The sequence below is a fragment of the Acinetobacter sp. TYF_19 genome (assembly GCF_043105125.1).
Lineage (GTDB): Bacteria > Pseudomonadota > Gammaproteobacteria > Pseudomonadales > Moraxellaceae > Acinetobacter > Acinetobacter johnsonii.
Window position 1 is genome coordinate 110,564 of the sequence record NZ_JBICLH010000041.1, and the last position, 21,692, is coordinate 132,255.

Annotated in this window: 20 protein-coding genes and 2 pseudogenes; 11 read left to right on the forward strand and 11 right to left on the reverse strand. The window is 41.9% G+C overall.

The window, feature by feature from the left end; translation table 11 throughout:
• Positions 1 to 427 precede the first annotated feature (427 nt).
• From rpoD to ACF8FD_RS04810, 6 genes are all read left to right on the forward strand, one after another.
• The gene (gene rpoD / locus ACF8FD_RS04785) at positions 428 to 2,311 is read left to right on the forward strand and encodes an RNA polymerase sigma factor RpoD (protein WP_058870109.1); all 1,884 of its coding nucleotides are present in this window, start codon (positions 428 to 430) and stop codon (positions 2,309 to 2,311) included.
• Positions 2,312 to 2,433: 122 nt separating this feature from the next.
• Positions 2,434 to 2,721, forward strand: coding sequence for a YbeD family protein (locus ACF8FD_RS04790; RefSeq protein ID WP_039890011.1), 288 nt, complete (start codon positions 2,434 to 2,436; stop codon positions 2,719 to 2,721).
• A 162-nt stretch (positions 2,722 to 2,883) separates the two neighbouring features.
• Positions 2,884 to 3,543 (forward strand): lipoyl(octanoyl) transferase LipB, encoded by a 660-nt coding sequence (lipB, locus tag ACF8FD_RS04795; protein WP_234304619.1) that lies wholly within the window; start codon positions 2,884 to 2,886, stop codon positions 3,541 to 3,543.
• Positions 3,544 to 3,675: 132 nt separating this feature from the next.
• Positions 3,676 to 4,155, forward strand: a complete 480-nt coding sequence (locus ACF8FD_RS04800; RefSeq protein WP_392453258.1) for a hypothetical protein — start codon at positions 3,676 to 3,678, stop codon at positions 4,153 to 4,155.
• 1 nt (position 4,156) lies between these two features.
• Complete coding sequence (locus ACF8FD_RS04805) at positions 4,157 to 5,341, forward strand: iron-containing alcohol dehydrogenase (protein WP_234304617.1); 1,185 nt, start codon at positions 4,157 to 4,159, stop codon at positions 5,339 to 5,341.
• 265 nt (positions 5,342 to 5,606) lie between these two features.
• The gene (locus ACF8FD_RS04810) at positions 5,607 to 7,001 is read left to right on the forward strand and encodes an APC family permease (RefSeq protein ID WP_004695470.1); all 1,395 of its coding nucleotides are present in this window, start codon (positions 5,607 to 5,609) and stop codon (positions 6,999 to 7,001) included.
• A gap of 65 nt (positions 7,002 to 7,066) precedes the next feature.
• On the opposite strand, the pseudogene ACF8FD_RS04815 reads toward ACF8FD_RS04810, so the two are convergent.
• Together ACF8FD_RS04815 and ACF8FD_RS04820 are read right to left on the reverse strand one after the other, a co-directional pair.
• Positions 7,067 to 7,623 (reverse strand): annotated as a pseudogene (locus ACF8FD_RS04815) (flavodoxin family protein).
• A 95-nt stretch (positions 7,624 to 7,718) separates the two neighbouring features.
• Positions 7,719 to 8,500 (reverse strand): annotated as a pseudogene (locus tag ACF8FD_RS04820) (SDR family NAD(P)-dependent oxidoreductase).
• Positions 8,501 to 8,614: 114 nt separating this feature from the next.
• Between ACF8FD_RS04820 and ACF8FD_RS04825 the strand changes: the two are divergent.
• Positions 8,615 to 9,001, forward strand: coding sequence for a helix-turn-helix domain-containing protein (locus ACF8FD_RS04825; RefSeq protein WP_004695464.1), 387 nt, complete (start codon positions 8,615 to 8,617; stop codon positions 8,999 to 9,001).
• 24 nt (positions 9,002 to 9,025) lie between these two features.
• Here ACF8FD_RS04825 and ACF8FD_RS04830 read toward each other — a convergent pair whose 3' ends face one another.
• The 9 genes from ACF8FD_RS04830 to rplU form a co-directional block, all read right to left on the reverse strand.
• Positions 9,026 to 9,505: a tRNA (cytidine(34)-2'-O)-methyltransferase gene (locus ACF8FD_RS04830; protein ID WP_279678642.1), complete on the reverse strand. Its 480-nt coding sequence runs from the start codon at positions 9,503 to 9,505 to the stop codon at positions 9,026 to 9,028.
• 32 nt (positions 9,506 to 9,537) lie between these two features.
• Positions 9,538 to 10,914, reverse strand: a complete 1,377-nt coding sequence (gene cysG / locus ACF8FD_RS04835; protein WP_234304614.1) for a siroheme synthase CysG — start codon at positions 10,912 to 10,914, stop codon at positions 9,538 to 9,540.
• A gap of 76 nt (positions 10,915 to 10,990) precedes the next feature.
• Positions 10,991 to 12,262 carry a serine--tRNA ligase gene (serS, locus tag ACF8FD_RS04840; protein WP_004695457.1) on the reverse strand — a complete coding sequence of 424 codons (1,272 nt, stop codon included), beginning with the start codon at positions 12,260 to 12,262 and terminating at the stop codon, positions 10,991 to 10,993.
• A 100-nt stretch (positions 12,263 to 12,362) separates the two neighbouring features.
• Positions 12,363 to 13,175, reverse strand: coding sequence for an RsiV family protein (locus ACF8FD_RS04845; RefSeq protein ID WP_279678643.1), 813 nt, complete (start codon positions 13,173 to 13,175; stop codon positions 12,363 to 12,365).
• A gap of 131 nt (positions 13,176 to 13,306) precedes the next feature.
• A complete protein-coding gene (gene lolA, locus ACF8FD_RS04850; RefSeq protein ID WP_004695452.1) occupies positions 13,307 to 14,005 on the reverse strand; it encodes an outer membrane lipoprotein chaperone LolA in 699 nt (232 codons plus the stop codon).
• A 220-nt stretch (positions 14,006 to 14,225) separates the two neighbouring features.
• On the reverse strand, positions 14,226 to 14,846 hold the full coding sequence (locus ACF8FD_RS04855) for a YadA-like family protein (RefSeq protein WP_279678644.1): 621 nt from the start codon (positions 14,844 to 14,846) through the stop codon (positions 14,226 to 14,228).
• Positions 14,750 to 15,352 (reverse strand): collagen-like protein, encoded by a 603-nt coding sequence (locus ACF8FD_RS04860; RefSeq protein WP_279678645.1) that lies wholly within the window; start codon positions 15,350 to 15,352, stop codon positions 14,750 to 14,752. The genes ACF8FD_RS04855 and ACF8FD_RS04860 overlap by 97 nt, the downstream gene beginning before the upstream one ends.
• 180 nt (positions 15,353 to 15,532) lie before the next feature.
• Positions 15,533 to 15,787 (reverse strand): 50S ribosomal protein L27, encoded by a 255-nt coding sequence (gene rpmA, locus ACF8FD_RS04865; protein ID WP_004695443.1) that lies wholly within the window; start codon positions 15,785 to 15,787, stop codon positions 15,533 to 15,535.
• Positions 15,788 to 15,806: 19 nt separating this feature from the next.
• Positions 15,807 to 16,118 carry a 50S ribosomal protein L21 gene (rplU, locus tag ACF8FD_RS04870; RefSeq protein WP_004695441.1) on the reverse strand — a complete coding sequence of 104 codons (312 nt, stop codon included), beginning with the start codon at positions 16,116 to 16,118 and terminating at the stop codon, positions 15,807 to 15,809.
• Positions 16,119 to 16,585: 467 nt separating this feature from the next.
• Between rplU and sdsA the strand changes: the two genes are divergently transcribed.
• The 4 genes from sdsA (at position 16,586) to ACF8FD_RS04890 (ending at position 21,679) form a co-directional block, all read left to right on the forward strand.
• Positions 16,586 to 17,563, forward strand: a complete 978-nt coding sequence (gene sdsA / locus ACF8FD_RS04875; protein ID WP_125280029.1) for an All-trans-nonaprenyl-diphosphate synthase — start codon at positions 16,586 to 16,588, stop codon at positions 17,561 to 17,563.
• 33 nt (positions 17,564 to 17,596) lie between these two features.
• Positions 17,597 to 19,651 (forward strand): site-specific recombinase, encoded by a 2,055-nt coding sequence (locus ACF8FD_RS04880; RefSeq protein ID WP_039890006.1) that lies wholly within the window; start codon positions 17,597 to 17,599, stop codon positions 19,649 to 19,651.
• A gap of 146 nt (positions 19,652 to 19,797) precedes the next feature.
• Complete coding sequence (locus ACF8FD_RS04885; RefSeq protein ID WP_159151461.1) at positions 19,798 to 20,409, forward strand: phosphatase PAP2 family protein; 612 nt, start codon at positions 19,798 to 19,800, stop codon at positions 20,407 to 20,409.
• 25 nt (positions 20,410 to 20,434) lie between these two features.
• Entirely contained in the window at positions 20,435 to 21,679 is a 1,245-nt protein-coding gene (locus tag ACF8FD_RS04890; protein WP_114392769.1) for an efflux RND transporter periplasmic adaptor subunit, read from the forward strand.
• The last annotated feature ends 13 nt before the right edge of the window (positions 21,680 to 21,692 follow it).

Genomic DNA, 21,692 nt, shown 5'->3' on the forward strand with positions numbered 1-21,692 from the left:
TACCTCATAGTGAAAAAATGTGAAGGGTCTTAGCCGCTATTTATATGGGTTACAGAACCTTGTCAAGTTTTATTTGCATTTAGAGCAATTAATTTGATTTTTAGTCTTTATTTCTAACCAATTTTTATGGCATGATATAATCCACCCTGCGTCTTTGTAGTTTACGACTTTAAATGGTCACATAAAATCCAAATTGTTCAGATTTCAAATTTGGGTTTTAAACTTGAGCACGCTAGGGATGAACTTGAAAACAACAAATTCACCCCCATCTAAATCACTGAATTTATATTTTTAATATTTTATCGGGCAGCTTTTGGCTGACTATCCCTGATGGAATACGCAGTTATTTACAAATAAGTTTATGAAGCGAATTGTGCCCAGATGCACAGTTTTCCACTGCCACAGATTCAACGAAGAGTAAGCAAAGATGAGCGATATGACTTCCCCTACTTCACAAGTAGCGGCTCTGATTAGCCGAGGCAAAGAGCAAGGTTACCTAACTTACGCTGAGGTTAACGATCATCTCCCAGACTCGATCACTGAAAGCGAACAGATTGAAGACATCATTCAAATGCTTCAAGACGTCGGTATTCCTGTACACGAACGTGCACCTGAATCTGATGATGCAATGTTTGAGGGTGGTAATGAAGCTGCCGATGAAGTTGCTGAAGAAGAAGCCGCTGCTGTTCTTGCCTCTGTAGAAAATGAGCCTGGTCGTACCACTGACCCTGTCCGCATGTATATGCGTGAAATGGGTACTGTTGAACTGTTGACGCGCGAAGGCGAAATCAGTATTGCAAAACGTATTGAAGAAGGGATTCGTGACGTTCTTCACTCGATTGCTTACTGGCCAAATGCGGTTGAAGTGGTATTACAAGAATACAAAGATTATGAAGCAGGCGAACGTCGCCTTGCGGACATCCTTTCAGGTTATTTAGACCCTGAAACTGATGAAGCGATTCCAGAAGTCCTTGAAGAAGAGTCTGAAATTGATGAAGAAGACTCTTCAACCAAGTCTACCAAAGATGTGAAATTGGATGATGACGAGGAAGAAGAAGAGTCTGAAAGTGATGATGATTCTGAAGGTGAATCTGGCCCAGATCCTGAAATTGCCAAAGCGCGTTTTGACGAACTGACTGCGGCTTGGAAAAACACCCAAACCATCATCGAGAAACATGGTCGTTCAAGCAAAGAAGCAGAAGACGCTTTAGAGTCACTTGCAACTGTGTTTATGATGTTCAAATTTACACCACGTTTATTTGACATCATTTCGGAAATGATCCGCGGTACTCATGAACAAATCCGTACCTCTGAACGTGAAGTAATGCGCTATGCAGTACGTCGTGGTCGTATGGATCGGACTCAATTCCGTACCTCTTTCCCAGGTCAAGAGTCAAACTTTGCTTGGTTAGATGAACAAATTGCTAAAGCGTCGCCAGACCAAAAAGGTTATCTTGAAAAAGTACGCCCTGACGTTTTAGCGTTCCAACAAAAAATTGCAGACATTGAAAAAGATTTGGGCCTTGATGTTAAAGGCATCAAAGAGATTTCAAAACGTATGGCTGTAGGTGAGGCGAAAGCACGCCGCGCGAAAAAAGAAATGGTTGAAGCAAACTTACGTTTGGTCATTTCGATTGCGAAAAAATACACCAACCGTGGCTTACAATTCTTGGACTTGATCCAAGAAGGTAACATTGGTTTGATGAAAGCTGTAGATAAGTTTGAATACCGTCGTGGTTATAAGTTCTCGACTTATGCAACGTGGTGGATTCGTCAGGCCATTACTCGTTCGATTGCCGACCAAGCGCGTACTATTCGTATTCCAGTACACATGATCGAAACCATTAATAAGATCAACCGTGTATCACGCCAACTTCTGCAAGAAATGGGCCGTGAACCAACACCTGAAGAACTCGGTGAACGTTTGGAAATGGATGAAGTTAAAGTACGTAAAGTGCTGAAAATCGCCAAAGAACCAATTTCGATGGAAACACCGATTGGCGATGATGAAGATTCGCATTTGGGTGACTTCATTGAAGACAGCAACATCACTTCTCCTGTCGATGCTGCAACGTCTGAAGGCTTAAAAGAAGCAACACGTGAAGTGCTTGAAAACTTGACTGAACGTGAAGCGAAAGTTTTGAAAATGCGTTTTGGTATCGACATGCCAACGGACCATACTTTGGAAGAAGTAGGTAAACAGTTTGACGTGACGCGCGAACGTATTCGTCAGATTGAAGCGAAAGCACTGCGTAAATTACGTCACCCTTCTCGTTCTGAACATTTACGTTCATTCCTAGAAAACGACTAATTCATACCGATACATTGGAGACTTGAAATTTAATCACGAGTCTCCATTATGTATTTAAGAGCAACACCTAACGCCTGCAGTTTCGCAGGCGTTTGAAATAAGGGGGACTGACGCTCATGACTATGTTAGACCGTACACCATCACGTGAATTACAAGAACATCTTTGGGTATTCCCGATGGACTACCCAATCAAACTCATAGGCTTTGCCAGCACTGAGTTACATGTTGCAGTGGTTGAAATTTTAGTCAAACATTTCCCTGATTTTGATGGTGAATCGATCCAAGTCCAACCATCACGCACAGGTAAATACCATTCTTTAACTGCCCAATTGCGTTTTGAAGAATTAGAACAAGTTCATCAACTGTATGCAGACCTTGCGGCTTGTCCGTTAATTAAAACGGCGCTGTAATGCAAATGATGTATCAATGAGACACGCTTACGAGCGTGTTTTTTTGTGCCTAAATTTTTGATCTATTGAATTCAGCTTATTCACTGAAGAAATCCCCCTACGCTCTAGATCTTTTCTTTATAATTTCAGACATACTTTTTGTTTTATAAGGATGCAAGTGCCGTGTCAGATGCCGTTCTCAAACCACAACTGATTATTCGTCAGTTTGATAATTTAACTTCTTATGCTGACCGCTTTGTTGAAATGAAAACATTGACTGAACAACGGGATGCAGACACACCCGATGAACTTTGGATTTTGCAACATCATGATGTTCTCACTCAAGGTCAAGCTGGAAAACCTGAACATATCCTCATGAGCAGTAACATTCCTGTGGTACAAACGGATCGCGGAGGCCAAGTCACTTGGCATGGTCCCGGGCAGTTGGTTGCCTATTTTATGTTTGACCTCAACCGACTTGGTTGGAACGTCCGTACCTTGGTATCTTATGCTGAAAACCTAATGATTGAGTTACTCAAAAAATATGAGATTGAAGCCTATGCCAAACCTGATGCACCTGGCGTATATGTCGATGGACGCAAGATTGGCTCATTGGGTTTTAAAATTCGTAAAGGCCGCAGTTATCATGGTTTATCCTTAAATATTGACTGTGACTTATTTGGGTTTCACACCATTAATCCATGCGGCTATGCGGGCTTAGAAATGGTGCGTATCTCAGACCTCAAATCAAACTACCCTCGTTTTGAAAACTTATGTGCTGACATTATTGAAACTTTACAGCACAACGGTTACTTTAAAGAAGTTCAAGTACAGCATATATAAAGGCTTTGCTTTTCATGGAAAAATAAATTAGAGTATTTACTCTAAACTAATAATTATTTTTAGAAAGGACAACAGCGAGTGATTAACGTAAATTCAGTGAAACCCGCTCTGCAATTGACCTATGTCAAACTTATGATGGATGTGATTGGCCGAGGATTGGTCATGGCCAGCCAAGTCGATAGTGAAATTCAACAAGAAGTTGCCAGATTTCCAGCCAATTTCACCTTATCGATGAATGTCTTTCCAAACGGCCCGGCTTTTTTAGCCAAAGTGACCGAAAACCATCAACTCGAACTACTTACTCCAGGAAGTTTAAAGGCAGATTTAACCATCACTTTTAAACATCTAAGTCATGCCTTTTTGGTGTTTTCCTTTCAAGAAAGTACAGCACAAGCATTTGCGCATGACCGCATGATTGCAGATGGCGATATTTCCTATGCAATTCGCCTCGTTCGCTGTCTAAATAAAATGGAATCGTTGATTTTACCGAAAATGGTCGCTGAACTTGCCGTCAAAGAATACCCAACTGAATTGGGTTTAAAAGAAAAACTCACAGGCGCTGCAAATATTTATCTCAAAGTAGCCCAATCATATTTAAAACGGAGTGCATAACATGGCGAAGCCTTATTACGAATTTTTCTGTCCTGTAAAAGTGATCGCTGGTCATGCTGCTTTAGAACACATTCCATTTGAACTGGCAACATTAGGGGCAACCCGACCTTTAATCATTACCGACAAAGGTGTTCGTGCCAACAATTTACTTGCACCCATTGAAGCAGCATTTGAGTCTACCGATGCGGTAATTGGTGCAATTTTTGATGATGTTCCACCCGATTCAAGCTTAGAGACAGTACGTAAAGCGGCCAATTTATATCGTGAACATCAGTGCGATGCGATTATTGCTGTCGGTGGCGGATCGGTGATTGACACCTCGAAAGCCACCAATATTTTGGTATCTGAAGGTGGTGATGACTTACTCAAATACTCTGGGGCACACAACCTACCTAAACCACTCAAACCCTTTTTTGTGATTCCAACCACATCAGGTACAGGGTCTGAAGTTACCATGGTTGCCGTGGTGTCTGATCCAGAGAAAAATGTCAAACTGCCATTCGCATCGTACTATCTAATGCCGCATGCTGCGATTCTCGATCCACGCATGACCCAAACCCTGCCACCGCACTTAACTGCGATGACCGCAATGGATGCCATGACCCATGCCGTCGAAGCCTATACATGCATGGCACACAATCCGATTTCAGATGCCTATGCTACGGCAGCAATTAAAAAAGTCAGCAATCATTTGTTTAATGTGCTGGATAATCCAAGTGATGCCAACGGCCGCTTAGAATTGGCTCAAGCTTCGACCATGGCTGGCATTGCATTTTCAAACTCGATGGTGGGCCTTGTACACTCACTTGGACATGCCTTAGGTGCAGTTGCACACTTGCCGCATGGACTATGCATGAACCTGTTTCTCCCTTATGTGCTTGAATTTAACAAGGAAGTGAATGGAGAAAAGATTGCAGAGCTCCTGTTACCACTTGCAGGGCCAGACATTTATGCGCAGACTCCTGCCCACTTACGTGCAGACAAAGCCATCAGCACATTACTCACCATGCGTGATCGCTTATTTACCCTAACCAAGTTACCCCGTACCTTGAGTGAAACAGGAAAAGTGACCTTAGAACAACTCAATGAGGTGGCAGAAAAAGCCCTCAACGATGGTTCAATCATTTACAACCCGAAAGAAGCCAGCTTAAAAGATTTAAAAGCAATTTTAGAAAAAGCTTGGTAATTCATAAAAAATCAGCCAATATAGCGACAATCTTAGCCTGATGCTTTTTTAAACATCGGGCTTTTATTTGCCATAAGGAATAATGCTTTCCTTATACCTATTGGCATAAAAACTGCTAAAAAATCTGAAAAAGTTACTGACAAAAGCGGCCAAATTAATGTAGATTGGCGCACTTTTGAAATTAAACACAGGGGGGATCGTTCGTCTCAAACGATCCTTATTAAACATGACTGATCCTTGATCAACGATTAAGAGGATAACGCCGTTGACTAATATTTCTGGGACTCAATCGGCAGCTAAACTGCAAAAAACGCTAGGTCTCTGGCACATCATTATTATTGGTTTAGCTTATATTCAACCAATGACATTATTTGATACTTTCGGTTTAGTATCAGAAGAAAGTCATTATCATGTGCCAACGTCATATATCATTGCTTTAATTGCAATTTTATTCACGTCGATCAGTTATGGTCACATGATTCGTCGCTACCCTTCCTCGGGTTCAGCCTATACCTATGCGCAAAAATCCATCCATCCGAATGTCGGATTTATGGTCGGTTGGTCATCATGGTTAGACTATTTATTGTCTCCAATGGTCAACATCATTCTTGCCGTGATTTACCTTGAAGCCTTATTCCCTGATGTAAACCATTGGGTCTGGGTGGTAGGTTTAACTGCATTTATGACCGCGGTCAACTTACGTGGTGCACGCTTCGTTGCAAACTTTAATGGTTTGATCGTTTTTGTCCAATTAGGTGTGATTGCTTACTTCACGTGGATGGTTTACAGCTTGCTTGCTGGTGGTGTCAACGCAGATGGTACTTTGGTCAATGCAAAATATCAGTTATGGAGTTTAGAGCCATTCTGGAATGAGCTTACTTCACTGGGTGCCCTGATTACAGGTGCAACTTTGCTGTGCTTCTCATTCACAGGTTTTGACTCGCTCAGCTCGCTGGCAGAAGAAACAAAAGATACCGAGAAAACACTACCTAAAGCGATTTTCTTAACGGCACTCTTGGCTGGTGTGATTTTTATTATCAGCACCTACTTCATGCAGATTTACTTCCCGAACGATCCAAAGACTTACTTTGAAGATGTTGCTGCAACACAGCCTGACATTTTACAAGCCGTCGGTGGCGTTGCGTTTAAAACGGTGGTGTTGTACTTCGCAATTGTGACTGTTATGGCATCGGGTATTTCGGCACATGCAGGCGTTTCACGCTTAATGTATGTGATGGGCCGCGATGGCGTAATTAACAAGAAGATTTTTGGCCATATTAGTCCGAAAAGCTTTACACCGTCTTATAACATTCTCATTGTAGGTGCTGTAGCATTAACAGCTGGCTTCATGGACTTAGACATCGTTATTTCGATGATCAGCTTCGGTGCATTAACTGCATTTACCTTTGTAAACTTATCGGTGATTTCAAGATATGCACTGCGTGATGGCCGCACAAAGAATATTAAAGATATCTTTAGCTTTGTGATAATTCCAATGTGTGGATTCCTCAGTATCTTTGCCATGTGGCTAGAAATTGAAGAAACCGCGTTGAAATTCGGTTTATGGTGGGCAATGTTTGGTATTTTATACTTAGGTTATAAAACCAAAGGCTTTAAGCAACCTGCACCACAACATAATGAATTTGACGATCCGCTCTAATCTTTCATTCAAAAAGAAAAAGACGCCAAGTGCGTCTTTTTCTTTTTTAAACTAGAGCTAAAAAACTAGCCCTTAAATTGTTTAGTCATTTTAGCAATACGTTGTGCATAGGCTTTTGTGGTTTCGAGATCACCGGCTGGGATTTCATCCGTACTTGCATCCGATGGTGATTGAACCAACAAACCTACAGAACCACCCAAATTATTTACATCTTGACGGGTTGCCGCTTTACTATTGGCAGGCAATAAGCCCAAGCTTACCCAAATACCGCCATGCTGCGATGCAAGTGTTTGCAGTTGAATTAAGGTCACTTGCTTATCACCATTTAAGCTTGCACTATATTGGTAAAGCCACCGAAAATTTTATCTTGCCATGCACGAGTAAACCATTTTTTTGAAGATGCATCGGCAAACTTTTTAAATTGCCACGGCGCAGTGCCCATATAAGTTGGTGCACCTAATACAATTGCATCAGATTGATCCAGTGTCAGCCAATCTTGCTCTGGAATGTCTCCATTTGGGTCAATCTCCACCAAATTTGCACCAATTTCTTGCGCAAAAGTTTGTGCAATCACTTTGGTATGTCCATAGCCTGAATAAAAAACCACTGAAATATTCGACATTTTAGTTTCCTCTTTTGAATTGGTTGATTGGCATCGCTGCGTCAATCATGATGCTGCGCCACGTAAACCATTAAAAATAAACAGTATGAAATATCTTAAACACTTGCCTGATCGGGCTTAAGTTTCACATAACTTGCAACTTCATCGCTTAGGCCCTGTTTCAACTGCTGGGTCTTTTCACCGACCAAAACTTCGTAAGCATTTTGCTCGATGCCTTGAAAGATTTCTTGAGTCACTGTTTCTGGCGCAATCTTAGTAATGGGTAATGAACGAGTCAGATCGGTGTCAATAAAACCCACATGCACCCCCATGACCTGAATATTAAATCGAGACAACCACTGACGACTTGAGTTGGTATAGGACCATGCTGCCGCTTTAGAAATGGCATAACTGGTCAAAAAAGTGCTTGGCTCCCAAGATACATCTGAGAGAATATTGACCACATAAGCCTGTTGGTTCTTTTGTAAGATCGGAGCAAAAATTTGCGTCACCCGCATCAAGCCCAATAAATTAGTTTCCAAAATCTTTTGCGTAGTCGTAATGATATTGGCTTGACAGGATGCTCATTCAAAAGCGCAATGCCCGCATTATTCACAAGAATCGTGGTATCTGCGCATTGTTCTGCTGCCTGCTGAATAGATGCTTCGTCATTTACATCCAGTTGAATCGGGGTAAGCCCCTTTTCCTGAAAACTCCCAATCTGGCGCATACCCGCATAGATCTTTTTAGCGCCCTGACGACGTGCCTCCCGAGCGATGGCAAGTCCTAAGCCACGATTCGCACCCGTAATAAAAACAACAGCCTCAGAAACTTTCATTATGTGATCCATCCAATTGCCAGTATTTTGCGAAAGCGTAGTCTGATGACAGCGCTGCATTAAGTCTGTATTCATGATATACTTATGAAACCTAGTATCAATTAGTTACCACTTGGTAACTGGTCAAATACAAGGTATGAAAAGCAAAAAAGACAGCTTGAGGATCTTTGTAAAATGAATAAGCCAATGAAATTTAATATTTTTCATCCAGATTGTCCTGCTCGTCTTTTTTTTGAAAAATTTGCAGACAAGTGGATTTTATTGATTGTGTATACGCTGGATCAAGAGTCTCAACACTTTAATGAGCTCAAGAAAAATGTTTTAGGTATTTCACCTAAAGTGCTGTCACAAAAATTAAAGATCTTAGAGCGCGATGGTTTTTTGACGCGAACCATTCATGAAGACAACGTGATTCGAGTGGAATATGCGTTAACCGAGATTGGCAAAGACTTTGCTCAAAATGCCTATCAAATGAAAGATTGGGTCGAAGCCAATATGCTTAAAGTTTTAAAATCCAGAGCTGGATTCGATCAAAAGCTAGAAAAAACAGAGCCCGCTTAAGCGGGCTCTGTCACAGTAATTTGATTAGGCTAAAGGCTTAAAACCCTGCTGACGCCATGCTTCATACACAATCACAGCTGTCGCATTGGATAAGTTCAAACTGCGCGAGTTTTCAGCCATTGGCAAACGAATCCAATGCTCTTTTGGAAATAACATACGAACCTGTTCAGGCAGACCACGCGTCTCAGGTCCCATGAGTAAAGCCACGGGACGATTCAAATCCGAAGTATGCGGCGTTTCCGTTCCTTTGGTGGTTAAAGGATAAATCGCATTTATATCGACACCTTTTAGGGCTAAATTTGCTAAACACTCATCGAATGTTTCCCAAGTTTGCATGCGCGCCCACTCATGGTAGTCCAAACCTGCACGTTTGAGTTTTTTATCATCCAGTTCAAAGCCGAGAGGCTTAACCAAATGCAGCTGCGCTCCAGTATTGGCACATAAACGAATGATATTGCCTGTGTTTGCAGGAATTTCGGGCTCGTATAAAACAACATGGATCACAGCTTTTCTCTACTCTTTCAATATGGCAATAATTAATCTTGCCACTGTAATTGTTCACGCAAGCTTACTACATCACCAATGATGGTCAATGTAGGCGCTTGAATATGATTTTCTTCAACTTTTGATGCGATATCCGCTAAGGTCCCGACCAGCACTTTTTGTTCTGGCGTAGTACCTTTCGAGATCAAAGCAACAGGCATGTCTGGGCGCTGGCCATGCTCAATTAACTTTTCACAAATTTTCTCTAAACCAACTAAGCCCATGTACAGCACAAGCGTTTGATTCTGATAAACCAACTCATCCCATGGTAACTCAGGCGAACCTTCTTTTAAATGGCCCGTAAGGAAACGCACACTTTGCGCATAATCGCGATGTGTCAACGGAATGCCTGCATAAGCCGAACAACCCGAAGCTGCCGTAATTCCTGGCACTACTTGAAATGGTACACCTGCTGCAAAAAGCTCTTGAATTTCTTCACCACCACGACCAAAGATGAAAGGATCACCACCTTTTAAACGGCAAACACGTTGACCTTTTGAGGCATATTCCACCAGTAAGGCATTAATGCCTTCTTGCGGAACAGCATGGTTAGAACGGGCTTTACCCACATAAATTTTTGTTGCATCTCGGCGACAGAGTTCCATAATCGCAGGGGAAACCAAACGATCATAAATCACCACATCGGCTTGTTGCATCAAACGCAGTGCTTTAAGGGTCAGCAACTCAGGATCACCTGGACCTGCACCAACCAAATACACTTCACCTTTCGGGGTTTTCCACTCTGCCAGTGCTTGCTCGATTAAACTATCTGCTTCTGTCAGATTGTCATGAAAAACTTGTTCTTTCAGTGGACTTGCATATAGATCTTCCCAGAAAACACGGCGCTCGTCAGGATTGGAAATCTTCGCTTTCACCGCTGCACGCCATTTTCCTGAAAATTCAGCCAGCTTACCCATCCCATGTGGAATACTGGTTTCAAGCTGGGTTCGAATTTGGCGAGATAACACGGGGGATGTACCATTGCTGGCCACTGAAATCACCAAAGGCGAACGATCGACAATGGCAGGAACCATAAAACGACAATGTGGTGGATCATCAACACTGTTGACCAGTATTTTCAGCGCTTCACAGTCCTCAAAGACTTGAGTATTCACCGCATAATCATCTGTTGCAGCAATCACTAAACGATAGTCATTGAGTTGGATCTGCGCAGGATATAGCGCTTGGATATATTGCCCTTGGCTTTCTTCAACCAGTTGCAATAAATTTTCATCAATATCAGGAGCAATGATATGAATCACTGCCCCTGCTTTATGTAACAACACTGCCTTACGGTAAGCAATATGCCCTCCGCCGACAATCAGACAAGGTTGCTGTTGCAACTTTAAAGAGATTGGAAAAATATCCACACACGACCTCAATGAGTTTTATCTGACTGTCTTAAAGCAATTATTGTGCACAAAACTGTGCAGTACATCGACTTTATTAGTCAATGTACTCAGCACCGCCCATATATGGACGAAGCACGGTTGGGATTTCAATCGAACCATCAGCACGTTGGTAGTTTTCCATGACCGCAAGTAAAGTACGGCCCACAGCCAAACCTGAACCATTCAGCGTATGTACAAATTCAGTTTTCTTTTGGTCTGCACGGTAACGTGCTTTCATACGACGTGCTTGGAAGTCACCCATGTTTGAACATGAAGAAATTTCGCGGTACGTATTTTGACTTGGTACCCAGACTTCAAGATCGTAAGTTTTAGTTGCACCGAAGCCCATATCACCACCACAAAGAATGATCTTACGGTACGGTAAACCAAGTGCTTTCAAGATCCCTTCAGCATGACCTGTAAGCTCTTCAAGCGCTTGCATTGAGTCTTCTGGTTTAACAATTTGCACCATTTCAACTTTGTCGAATTGGTGTTGACGAATCAAGCCACGCGTATCACGACCATATGAACCTGCTTCACTACGGAAACATGGCGTATGTGCTGCATATTTCAGTGGTAAACGGTCTGCATCAATAATTTCATCACGCACGAAGTTGGTTACAGGAACTTCCGCAGTTGGAATGAGGTAATACTCTTTTTCACCTTGTAATTTGAATAAATCTTCTTCAAATTTAGGTAATTGGCCTGTACCACGGAGTGAGTCAGCATTGACTAAATATGGCACATAAGCTTCGGTATAACCATTTTCCAAAGTATGTGTATTCAACATGAACTGTGTAATCGCACGTTGTAAACGAGCAAGTGGTCCTTTGAGCACGCTGAAACGAGAACCTGTCAATTTGGTCGCTGTTTCAAACTCAAGACCACCCATCCACTCACCAAGGTCAGTATGGTCTTTAATTTCGAAGTCAAACGTACGCGGCGTACCCCATGTGAGGATTTCCACGTTATCACTTTCGTCTTTTCCTTCAGGAACAGACTCATCTGGCAAGTTTGGAATGCTAAGTGATTTTGCTTCAAGTTCAGCTTGTAATTCAGACAAAGCGACTTCTGCGGCTTTGATTTCATCACCAATCGCTGACATGCGCGTCATAATTTCAGATGCATCACCACCAGCTTTTTTAATTTGGCCAACTTGTTTTGCACCCGAATTACGTTCAGCCTGAAGAGATTCAGTTTTGGATTGAATCTCTTTACGGCGAGCTTCTAGTGATGCCCATTCTTCAACATTCAGTTGTACACCACGTTTTGCTAAGGCTAAATTTACAGCCTCAATATTATTTCTGAGTAATTTCGGGTCGATCATAGCCAATCTTTTGCAAAGAAAAAAACTGGCTATAGTGTAAGCGCTTCAAGCCGAAAAATACAGTCACGCGATCACTAGCTGTGGCTTATTACAGCAATTTTCATGGCTTTTCTTTGCTCGATTTTTCTCGTTCAGCTGCATAATCGACAAAACTCGGCAAATATTCCGCCTTAATTAAGCCGTTGGCTTGTTGATACGGTAAAACCAATTCAGACATCCCTTCTGCATAAGACGCTAATTCATATAAGGGATAGACAAACACCACACCTTTGGCACTCATATAATAATTATCGGTCAGCTTCAATTGCTCGCGTGAAATATTATGATCGGACAGCCACATACTATTGGCACTATATAATGCATCTAATAATTGCGATTCAGTCTTGTCTACCACGATATCACTCAGCGCAACCCGTTTTTTCGTTGCCAAATCTAAGGTGATGTATTCGTTGTGATACATGCCATGTGCGGCACGCGCTGGGTAGTGATAATTCATCAAGACAAAATCAGCATATTTTCCACGCTGCGCCACATAACGGACATCAGACAAAGTTTCACTGAGCATGTTTTCATCGATCTGTGGCTTTGCTTGCTTCGAGCTTTCAAACGCCACAGGATTGGCTTTTTTCATCCGCTCATCAAAATATTGATTGATCCATGGAACATTCGTTTCCACGCTGTACAGCTGGTATTGGGTACATCCTTCCTCATCACAAGCAATAGAACGCGCCAATTGTAATGGTCGAACTTTTGCCTCAATCAGTGGCAAAGTCTGTGTGACTTGAGTTGGTTTAGCTGTCTCTTCATTTTTTGCAGCGTTACTGTCATTTTGTGGCTGACATGCGCTGAGCAATCCAGCACACAACATCATTGCGAAGACAGATCCCATTTTATTGTTATGAAGTAATATCATGATTTACCCGCAGTTAAGTATTCAATAGCACAGACTATACAAAGCACAGCCATTACTTCCCACCACGTTATGTAACTGAACTTGATCTAATAAAAAACCACCCGAAGGTGGTTTTGAACAACAGACTCATATTATTGGTCAATAATGTCTGTGCCTTTAGGCGGAGTAAAGTTAAAGGTTGAAGCTGGAATATTGGTATTTACCTTGGTGTTATTAAAACGCACATAGGTTGTTTGTCCCAAAGAATCTTCTAAGATCATTAGCGTTGGTGCATTTTTCGCACCAAAACTGATCGTTAAGCTTTGAAATGCACCATCATCGCTTTTTGGGTACAAGGTATAGTAGGTTTTGCTCTGATTTGGTTGCGTAATACGATATGACTTACGAATCTGTTCCGTATTCCCTGACAATAATAGTGCAGGTGTATTCGCCACCTGTTCATCTAAAGTTTGACGAACCGCTTGCTGTAAGTCTGGATCATAAATCCATACCGTTTTACCCGAAGTTACAATGGTTTGTTTCGCAGGGCTTGTGGTTTCCCAATAGAATTTCCCTGGACGCTCAACTTTCATCACTCCTTTAAAAGTCTGATTCATGTGCTGGGCAGATAAACCTTGTTTCTTCGGCGCTTTAGATGAATTTGTGACTTTGGTGGTTTGCTCAAAGTTAGAACTGATACTTTGAATACCACTCAACTGTTTCACTAAACTCGTCGTGGCTTGTTGCTCCGATGCTGCAACCGGAGCTGCAAATACTGTACTGCTCATAACAGGGCCAAGTGTTACTACACCCACTGTCATTGCATATAAAGTCTTACGAAGCATTTTCATAATCTCACCTTTTATAATTTGCGCAGTCGCAATTTGTTAGATGAGCTATCTTAAATCAAATTTTATGGCTAATAATTGAGAATATAAGAAGATTTGTATATTTATTGGTGCTTAATGTTGTGAAATATCCATCATGATGAAGATAAGATGTGTCCTTTATATATAAAAAAGCCTCTGAATGTGCAGAGGCTTTTCTAACTGAGGTTAAGAATTATCACTGTCATTTCCATTGCCAACCAATTGCTGCACCTGCACCGAAATCACCTTCACTATTGGTTGTCACAGCTACTTTGTATACATATTTGTTACTTTCAGTCGCACCGCTGAGACCAAAAGCATAACCTTGCTCACCTTCCCATGTACCCACACCGGCACTAAACATATTGTAGCCAGCATCTGTCGGTTGCGGTAAAGATGCTATCGCAATACTTGATGCAACTGCTGCATAGGTTCGATCTTCGAGTTTTCGCATGTCTCGGTTCAAGGCATTTACACGACTATCGGTATAAGCATTTGCTTGATTGAGGGTTTGTTGCCCAACTTGGTTCACATAAGTTTTTGCTTCATTCAGGATGTAGGTGTCAGCAGCATCCATCACTTCTTTAGAGATCCCATTGGTACCGTTTGTACCTTTAAGACTTCCTAACCATTGAGTAATGCTGCCCTCAAAGCCATTACCAACTGCAACATCATAAGCACTAAAACCTGTTGCACCAGTCATCCCTGTATTACCCATATCGCCTTTTAAGCTCGCGAGCCATTCAGTGATGCTACCGTCAAAACCATTAACTTGCGCAACTTGATAAGCATTATATCCTGTCGCTCCAGTTTCACCTCGCACACCTTGAAGCCCTGTTCACCTTGTGCTCCAGTATCACCTTTTACGCCTTGGATACCTTGCTCACCCTGTAAACCTTGAAGACCCTGTTCACCTTGTGCTCCAGTGGCACCCTGAAGACTCTCTATCCAAGCTGTTTCATTTTCGAGATCAGGATTATAACTCATTGTATTGACCGCAATTTCATATGCACTCAATCCATCCTCACCATCAGCCCCTGCAGGTCCTGCGGGTCCTGGGATTCCACTTTCGGGACAACTACCTGTATCTTGATTAGAGTTACACGAACCTGCAAAAACATTTGTATTCGCTGTCATTAAAATCGCACTTAAAACAAGCACATTCATAGCAAACCTTTGTAGACAATGGTTTGGCTTAATTGTTTGTAGAATCATTACAGCAGAAACTGCAGTACTAATATGAGTATGTTCTTGTTTTAAGTTCTGACCAGAGACTTTCATTATCTGGCTGTCTGGATTACCCAAGACATTTGTATCTATTTTATTCATATCCGTCTGCCTTTCTTTTAATTTTGTTTCTTTATTACACTCCTATTTTTGTGATTTACATCGCTATTTATTGGTATTTAGTGCTTTATATCAAAATACAAAAACACAAGAAAAATAAGCTAACAATATAAATAGACGAAAAAAAACCCACAAAACTGTGGGTTTTCTTACTATTAAAACTTACGCTTCAACAGTTACGTAGCGACGGCCAAACTGACCTTTCACTTCGAATTTTACTACGCCGTCAGCGGTTGCAAACAAAGTATGGTCACGGCCCATACCAACGTTTTGACCTGCGTGGAATTCTGTACCACGTTGACGAACGATGATGTTACCAGCAGTCACAGATTGACCACCGTAGATTTTAACACCAAGCATTTTAGGGTTCGAATCACGACCGTTCTTAGTCGAACCACCGGCTTTTTTAGTTGCCATGTCTCATTACTCCTCGTGATTAGCCTGAAATAGCTGTAATTTTCAACTCAGTGAACCATTGACGGTGACCTTGTTGTTTACGGTAGTGTTTACGACGACGCATTTTTACAATACGGATTTTGTCGTGACGACCATGGCTAACTACTTCAGCAGTTACAGTAGCGCCAGCAACAACTGGAGCACCGATTTGAATGCTGTCACCATTTACTAGCATTAATACGTCATCAAACGTAATAGTTGCGCCAGTTTCAGCTTTCAACAATTCAACTTTAAGGGTTTCACCCTCTACAACACGGTGCTGTTTACCACCGCTTTGGATTACTGCGTACATAATGTACTCCAAACATGCCCGTGTCGTCGTGCCGATAAAGGAAGATATCGATCTTAATACGAACGCCACTGGGGTTAATCAAGGGCAAGGATTTTAAGTGATATTGACTCAAACAACAAGAGATTTGCCGAACTTATTAGACTAAATTAACGATTATTTAATAATCGAGAAAAACTCAATCAACAAATTACAGTTCAACTCTGGCTTGACTTTGCTTACAATGAAATAGATTTTTAAAATCAATCCGCTATAGTATAGATGAATTGATTTTTAAAATGTAAATAAGCCTACAAATGCAGTACGCTTATACATTGGGGAAATAAGGAACTGTCTTTCGTAAAATATAGCCTCGCACGCTAGCGAGTCCTATTTATGATTGAAATGAATCATTTAGACATGTATCCCTATTTACACAATACTGGTAATGCTGATTTTTATCACTTTATATAGATGAGGCCGCTCTTCAAATGACCATCGACTTTAAGCAAGATATTCTCGCCCCTGTAGCTCAAGACTTTGCCACGATGGACACATTTATTAATGAAGGCATTACCTCTAAAGTGGCATTGGTCATGGCGGTGAGTAAACATGTGGTTGAAGCAGGTGGAAAACGCATGCGTCCCATTATGTGCTTATTGGCTGCCAAAGCCTGCGGTGCAGAAGATTTGGAACGCCAGCGTAAACTTGCTGCCATCATTGAAATGCTGCATACCGCAACCTTAGTCCATGATGATGTGGTCGATGAATCAGGCTTACGTCGTGGTCGCCCAACGGCCAATGCAACTTGGAACAATCAGACCGCAGTACTGGTGGGTGACTTTCTAATTTCACGTGCCTTTGATTTGTTGGTAGATCTCGGTGATATGACCTTACTCAAAGATTTTTCTACAGGGACTTGTGAAATTGCCGAAGGTGAAGTACTACAACTTCAAGCACAGCACCAGCCTGAAACCACAGAACAAACGTATTTAGATATTATTCACGGTAAAACGTCACGTTTATTTGAACTGGCAACTGAAGGGGCTGCCATTCTTTCTGGGACACCGCAGTACCGTGAACCACTACGTTTATTTGCAGGCCACTTTGGCAATGCCTTTCAAATCATTGATGATATTTTAGATTACACCTCAGATGCTGAAACATTAGGTAAAAATATTGGCGATGATTTAATGGAAGGTAAACCGACTTTGCCGTTAATCTCAGCATTGAAAAATACAACGGGTGAAGAACATGACATTGTTCGTCGAAGTATTGCGACAGGCGGAACGGCAGATCTTGATCAAGTCATTGCTATCGTAAACAGTTCTGGTGCACTAGATTACTGTCGACAACGGGCGCATGAAGAAACCGAAGCCGCACTTCAAGCATTACAGGCTTTACCTGACAGCCAATATCGTCAAGCACTGGTCAATTTAGCCCAACTGGCTTTATATCGAATTCAATAACAAATGATGCTTTAAAATGTTTTTAACTTGCCTATGCATATAAAATTTAATGATCTGTTTTCTCAAATGCAGCAACAGCTTGAGCAACCTCAAGCTGTTTTAAATGATCAACTTTTAATTGAGTTGGTGGAGCGTATTCGTCCAATAGATGCGTATCAAACCGATGAAATCCACCAAAAATTTCAAGCGCTCATTCAAGCATTACTCATCACTCCCGATGCCGCATCAACCTTACAAAGCTTTGTACTGCGGCTTATTTCCCAATATAAACAAACCAGTCTTTATGCCGATACAGGTATCTTGTCTTTAGATGGGTTTTGGAACCAATTGTCACAGCGTTTAGGGGCACATTTTCTCCCGCTGATTAATGACGAAACTCAACTGCAAAATTTAGTCCGTCGCGTTTTTCCCAACCGAAGTGACAAATATTGGCTCGATAACATCCGAGACAGTGACTGGCTACAACTGCTGAACCTGCTCAATCACGGGCATGCCAATCAAAAAGAAAAAGTCAAAATTCGCAGTGAAGTGATTAAAGCCATTACGGTGTTGTCTTATCGGATTAGTGGTATTGGTTTATATCCAGAGTTTATTAATGCGCATCCTGAACTGACCGAATATGAATCGCCTTTTTTAGTGCAGAACCGCGAAATTATCGAGTTCATTCAACAGTATAAAAAGGCACATCAAGAGGCAGAAACCTCCAGTGTGGTTGCCCCACCCGACGCCTCTCAAGCACTGGTCATGATTGAACAGTGTCGTGATGTGGTATTAAAAATTCGCCGTGCGACCAAACGCATTGGGGTCAGTGTCAGTTTAACCTATCTGATTTCCTTACTTGAGCAATGCTTAGACCGTGTCGAACTGTTGCTCAATTTAATTGTAGAAGAAGGCGAAGCACACTATGAAGCGGTGAGTCTGCTCTTAGTCGACATTACCGCTGCAATTTATAGTGAACGGAGTGTGCGCTCTTTACTGACGACCAATAGTGAATTGATTGCTTTACAGGTGACTGAAAATGCCAGTAAAACCGGGGAACACTATGTAAGTACAGACAAACAAGGCTTTTTAGCCATGTATAAGTCCGCAGCGGGTGCAGGTGTCATCATTGCTACCATGGCCACCCTGAAAATCTTGTCTGCACGGATGATCATGGCGCCGCTCATGCAAGCCTTTGTTTACAGCATGAACTACTCATTGGGGTTTATGCTAATTCATGTGTTGCACTTTACCGTGGCAACAAAGCAACCAGCAATGACAGCGGCGGCACTCGCGGCAACCGTACAACAGCGCAAAGGTTCAAAAACAGCGCAAATTGCTGAATTAGCAGCGCTGATTATTAATATTATTCGCACCCAATTTATTGCTATTTTGGGCAATATCTCAATTGCCATCCCTGTTGCCGCCTTTATTACATGGGCATGGGCAACGGGCATGCATGAACCACTACTCAACCATGCAAAAGCGGCGAAAGTCTTACATGACTTAAACCCTTTTACCTCTTTGGCCATCCCACATGCCGCGATTGCGGGTGTCTGTTTGTTTTTATCAGGACTTTTAGCAGGCTATTTTGACAATATGGCGGTTTATCGCAAAGTCGGTCCACGCTTAAAAGCACACCCTCGTCTCAAAACAATTATGGGACAAGAACGGCTCGATAAATTTGCAGGCTATATAGAACGTAACTTAGGTGCGCTGGCGGGTAATTTTCTATTCGGTATTATGCTAGGAAGTATGGGAACCATTGGTTATATTTTGGGTTTACCCCTAGATATTCGCCATATTGCCTTTGCTTCAGCAAACTTCATTCAAGGCCTGATGAATATTAATGGTAGTCCTGAGATTGGCTTGATTATTGTATCTTTCCTCGGGGTACTCGCTATTGGTCTGACGAACTTATTTGTCAGTTTTACTCTCACGATTATTGTGGCTTTACGTGCACGTCGGGTACGTTTTGAACAGTGGAAACCGTTAGCAAAATTGGTTTTAACCCATTTTCTAACGCGACCAAGTGACTTCTTTTGGCCACCCAAAGTACCTCTTGAAGTTGATGAAAGTTCGAACAATACAAAACACCATACAAAATGATTTTGTACCGATTTTGAGCTCTTGTTACACTGTGAACAAAATTTTATACATGATTAATCAACACTTGAATTAAAGTGTACTGATGAGTACACTTTAACCCAGTAAATAACCGCGCTTAAATCGGTTGAAATGACACGAGTTCCAGCATGCCTTACTTGTTGCTTTTTATCGGTATTATTTTATTTATAATCAGTGCATTAGCTCTAAGCATTCAACCACTCACAGCTTTAGATCTGGCGATGGTCGAATATTTCAGCACATTAAGAACTGAGCATATAGATAAACTTGCAATACTTTTATCGGCACTCGGTGGCATGCCGTTTGTATTATTTCTAACCACTCTATGGTGTTTCCATCGTGCATGGTATAAAAAGTATAGAGATGTTGTTTTTATTGGTTTAGGCGTTGTTGGAAGTATTGCTTCTGCTTGGCTACTTAAATTTCTAATTTCAAGACCACGCCCACCAGAAATGTTTCACCTAGTGACGAGCTATGGTGCTTCCTTTCCGAGTGCGCACAGTATGTATGCTGCCACTTTGGCGTGTCTTGCCATTTTCTTAAGTCGACCATTTTCTGCACATCGTCATGTTGTATGCATTGCTCTTTTATGGATGCTGATGATGGGAATTTCAAGAGTCTATCTTGGAGTACATTTCCCATCCGACGTTCTCGCAGGTTGGAGCATTAGTATTATCTGGATTTCACTGCTTTACATCTTGTGTGGCAGATATACCCAATTAAATACACATTATTTTTAGATAAGAATCTAATCGAGGTGGAACAATGATGACGGCAAAGCTTTGGGCCCCAGCCCTTACCGCTTGCGCATTAGCAACGAGTATTGCACTTGTTGGTTGTAGCAAAGATCCAAAGGATGCGCAGCAAGCTGGCGCTTCTCAACAAATGCCACCTACTGAAGTCGGTGTCATTGTTGCACAACCGCAAAATGTAGAACAATCTGTAGAGTTATCTGGCAGAACCACGGCATTTGAAATCTCTGAAGTTCGCCCACAAACGAGTGGGATCATTCTAAAACGTTTGTTTGCGGAAGGCAGTTATGTACGTGAAGGTCAGGCACTTTATGAACTTGATTCTCGTACCAACCGCGCAACATTTGATAATGCCAAAGCAGCATTATTACAACAAGAAGCGAATTTAAGCACACTCAGAACCAAACTAAATCGTTATCAGCAACTGGTTTCAAGCAACGCTGTTGCGAAACAAGACTATGACGACTTAGTGGGTCAAGTGAATGTCGCTGAAGCACAAGTGGCAGCAGCACGTGCACAAGTTAAAAATGCTGAAGTAGACTTAGGTTACTCAACCATCCGCTCTCCAATTTCAGGTCAAACCAACCGCTCTACAGTTACTGCGGGTGCTTTGGTGACTGCAAACCAAACAGAACCATTGGTGACGATTCAACGTTTAGACCCGATCTATGTTGATATCAACCAATCAAGCTCTGAACTTCTTCGTTTACGTCAACAATTGAGTAAAGGTAGCTTAGACAGCAGTAACAACACGCGTGTGAAGCTGAAACTTGAAGATGGCAGTGACTATCCAATCGAAGGCCGCTTAGCTTTCTCTGATGCTAGTGTCAATCCAGATACAGGGACTGTGACGATTCGTGCGGTGTTCCCGAACCCGAATCACTTGCTGCTTCCAGGTATGTTTGCCAATGCACAAATCGTTCAAGGCGTAATCCCGAATGCGATGTTAGTGCCGCAAATTGCAGTGACTCGCACACCAACAGGTCAAGCGATGGCAATGATTGTGAATGACAAAGGCGTAGTAGAGCCTCGTCAAATCACCACAGTTGGTATTCAAGGCCAAGACTGGATTGTGACTGAAGGCCTTAAAACAGGTGAAAAAGTTATTGTTGACGGAATAGCAAAAGTTAAAGCTGAACAGAAAGTTGTTGCGAAACCGTATCAACCTAAAGCAGCAGCACCTCAAGCTCCAACAACGGATGCTAAAAAGACAGAAGCTGGTGCAAAAACTGAACAAAAAGCTACTTCAAATACATAAGGGGTAGACGAAT